2 protein-coding genes are annotated in these 2947 nt (G+C 73.3%); both read right to left on the bottom strand.

What is annotated here, in order from left to right:
• Positions 1-271 precede the first annotated feature (271 nt).
• Positions 272-1216: a beta-ketoacyl-ACP synthase III gene (locus ACZ6NC_RS23860; protein WP_465553420.1), complete on the bottom strand. Its 945-nt coding sequence runs from the start codon at positions 1214-1216 to the stop codon at positions 272-274.
• 131 nt (positions 1217-1347) lie between these two features.
• Complete coding sequence (locus tag ACZ6NC_RS23855; RefSeq protein ID WP_465735811.1) at positions 1348-2679, bottom strand: L,D-transpeptidase family protein; 1332 nt, start codon at positions 2677-2679, stop codon at positions 1348-1350.
• Between the last annotated feature and the right edge of the window lie 268 nt (positions 2680-2947).

Genomic DNA, 2947 nt, shown 5'->3' with positions numbered 1-2947 from the left:
GGAAACGAAGGACGGCGGTCTTCTCTGGGGGGGGGTTTTCCTGGTGTTCCACAGCACGCAAAACCTCCCGGGGGGGGACCACCCACGGGGGGGCCCCCCCCCACCGGCATTGTTCTTTTCCGGACGGTTTCAGGACGGTTCAGGACGGTTCAGGACGCCCGGCGGCGCTCAGCCGCCGCCCAGGGGACGCCCAGGGACCGCTCAGGGGCCCTTGAAGGCCCGCTCAGGGCCTCGGGACGGTTCTTGGACCAGGGGGGCCAGGAGGGGCCCCTCAGGGGCAGCGGACGACCTGACCGGCGTACGCCAGGCCGCCGCCGAAGCCGAACAGCAGCACCGGGTCCCCGGGCGACAGCTCGCCGCGCTCGACCAGCTTGGAGAAGGCGAGCGGGATGGAGGCGGCCGAGGTGTTGCCGGACTCCACCACGTCCCGGGCGACCACCGCGTCGGGGGCGCCCAGCTTGGCCGCGATCGAGTCGATGATCCTCAGGTTGGCCTGGTGCGGCACGAAGCCCTTGAGCTCGGACGGGTCGATCCCGGCCTTCTCGCAGGCCTGCCGGGCCAGCGGGGCGATCTGGGTGGTGGCCCAGCGGAACACCGACTGGCCCTGCTGGCTGATCACCGGATCCCAGCCGGTGATCACCACGGCGTCGCTCTTCTCCGGCTCCGAACCCCAGACCACCGGGCCGATGCCCGGCTCGGCGCCGTCCTCCTGGGCCTCCACCACCGCGGCGCCGGCACCGTCGCCGAAGATCACGCAGGTGGTCCGGTCGGTCCAGTCGAGGGTGTCCGACATCCGCTCGGCGCCGATCACCAGGGCGGTGCGGGCCGCACCGGCCCGGATCGCGTGGTCCGCGGTGGCCAGCGCGTACGAGAAGCCCGAGCAGACCGTGTTGATGTCGTAGGCGGCGGGCGCCGTCACACCCAGGCGCGCGGCGACGGCGGCGGCCGTGTTGGGGCTGCGCTCGACCGCGGTGCAGGTGGCGACCACGACGAGATCGATGTCGGCGGCCGTGCGGCCGCTCTTCGCCAGCGCCTTCTGGGCCGCCTCGGTGGCGAGGTCCACCAGGGTCTCGCCCTCGGCGATGTGGCGGGTCCGGATCCCCACCCGGCTGCGGATCCACTCGTCGTCGGTGTCGACCAGCACCGCCAGGTCGTCGTTGGTGAGGACCTTCGGGGGCTGGTAGTGGCCGAGTGCCACAATGCGCGAACCGCTCATACAGCCACTCAACCCGGTTACCCACTGGTCTGCGGGGCGCGACCGGCTACAGGATCCGCGCCCGGAAGCTGTAGGAGGCCCACAAGGGCCGTTGCGGCGCCTGGGCCCACCACCCTCGGGCGGGTGCGCCCTCAGGCGGCCAGAGAGGCCGCGTCGCCCATCACGATCACCGGGTGGGCGGCCGGATCGAGGGTGCGGATCAGCAGGGCCATCTTGTCCTCGGGGACGGAGACGCAGCCGTGCGTCGGGCCGTCGTGGTCGACGTGGATCCAGATCCCGCCGCCCTTTTTGGAGCCGTTGGGGCGGCGCGGGTCGAGCGGCGAGTTGCCGGGCACCCGGTTGTAGTTGATCGCGACCACGTAGTCGAAGGAGCCGGCCAGCTGATCGCCGAAGAAGCCCGTCCCGGAGACCACGAAGCTCGCGTCCTTGTCGTACGGGAGCTTGCTGCCCGGGTCGGCCTTGCGGCCGCCGGCGTCGGTGAGCGAGAAGACCCCGATCGGGCTGCGCAGGTCGCCCTCGTTGTGGTCGGTGGTCCAGCCGTTGTTGCCGTTGTGGCCCTGCCAGGTCTCGCCGGCCAGCCAGCGGCCCTCGGGGGTGCGGGTCCAGAGGGTGACGGTGTTCTTGTTGGCGTTCTTGTCCTGGCCGGAGGCGAGCACCACCTGGTTGGTCTCGGCGGGTATCCGGGCGGTGAAGGCGGCGCCGAGGCCCGGTATCGCGGCCACCGAACCGTCCGGCCGGGCCTCGCTGCGGCCGGCGGCGGGCGCCTCGGTGTGCCGGTCGTCGACGGCCTGGGCGGCGGGGGCACCGGCGGCCGGGGACGGCTGGTCCGGGGTGGAGACGCCCTCCGGGCCGGGGCCGTCGGCGGTGGTCACGCCGGGCTTGGCGGAGTCCTGGCCGACGGTGTACCAGCCGGCGGCGGCCGCGAGCAGCAGCGCGGTGCCGGCGGTCACGGCCTTGCCGGTGCGCTTCTTCTGCTTGGCCTTGCGGCGGTGGCCGCGGGCGGCCGCCCGGCCGCCGACCGGAGCCGGTTCCGCGGGCGCCGCGGCCGAGGCCAGGACCACCGGCTCGGAGGCGAGTCCGGGCACGGGCTCGGCGGCGTACGACGGCTCGGGCTCCGTCCAGTACGGCCGCTCGGGCTCCGCGGGGTACGACCGGAAAGGCTGGTCGTAGGCGTCATAGGCGTCGTAGCCGCCCTGGCTGCCGTAGCCCTCGTGGCCCTGGCCCTGGCCCTGGCCCTGGTAATCCTGCTGGGTCTGCTGGGCCTGCTGGGCCTGCTGGTCCTCGTACGGGTAGGGCGGCTGGTTCCCGCCGGTTTCGTACGGCTGCGCCGTGCCGTACTCCGGGTACGACGGCTGCTCGTAGACCCCGTAGGACTGCTGCGGCACCTCGTACCCCGGCTGGTACCCCGGTTCGTGCATCGGCTCGTACGGCGGGTACGTGGTGGCGCGATGGGAACCGGACATGCGCCCGATCCTGCCAAACCAACGGCCCGTTGGGAAACCCAGGGCCTGTGCGGGGCCGGTGAAGACTGGGCCGGCCGGGTGGAAATGCCCGCCTCCCGGGCCGGCTCGCGGCCCGGGAGGCGGGGAGAGTCACTGGTCGGCGCGGGGCCGCGCCGGTCGGTGCCCGGTCAGAGGCGCATGGCTTGGGGGGTGTCGCGGCGGGTCAGGTCCGGGCCGTCGTACTCGCGGATGACCTCGTAGCGGGTGTTGCGCTCCACCGGACGGAAGC

The organism is Kitasatospora sp. NPDC041988, assembly GCF_055588525.1.
This window is presented reverse-complemented; position numbering and strand designations above follow the sequence as displayed.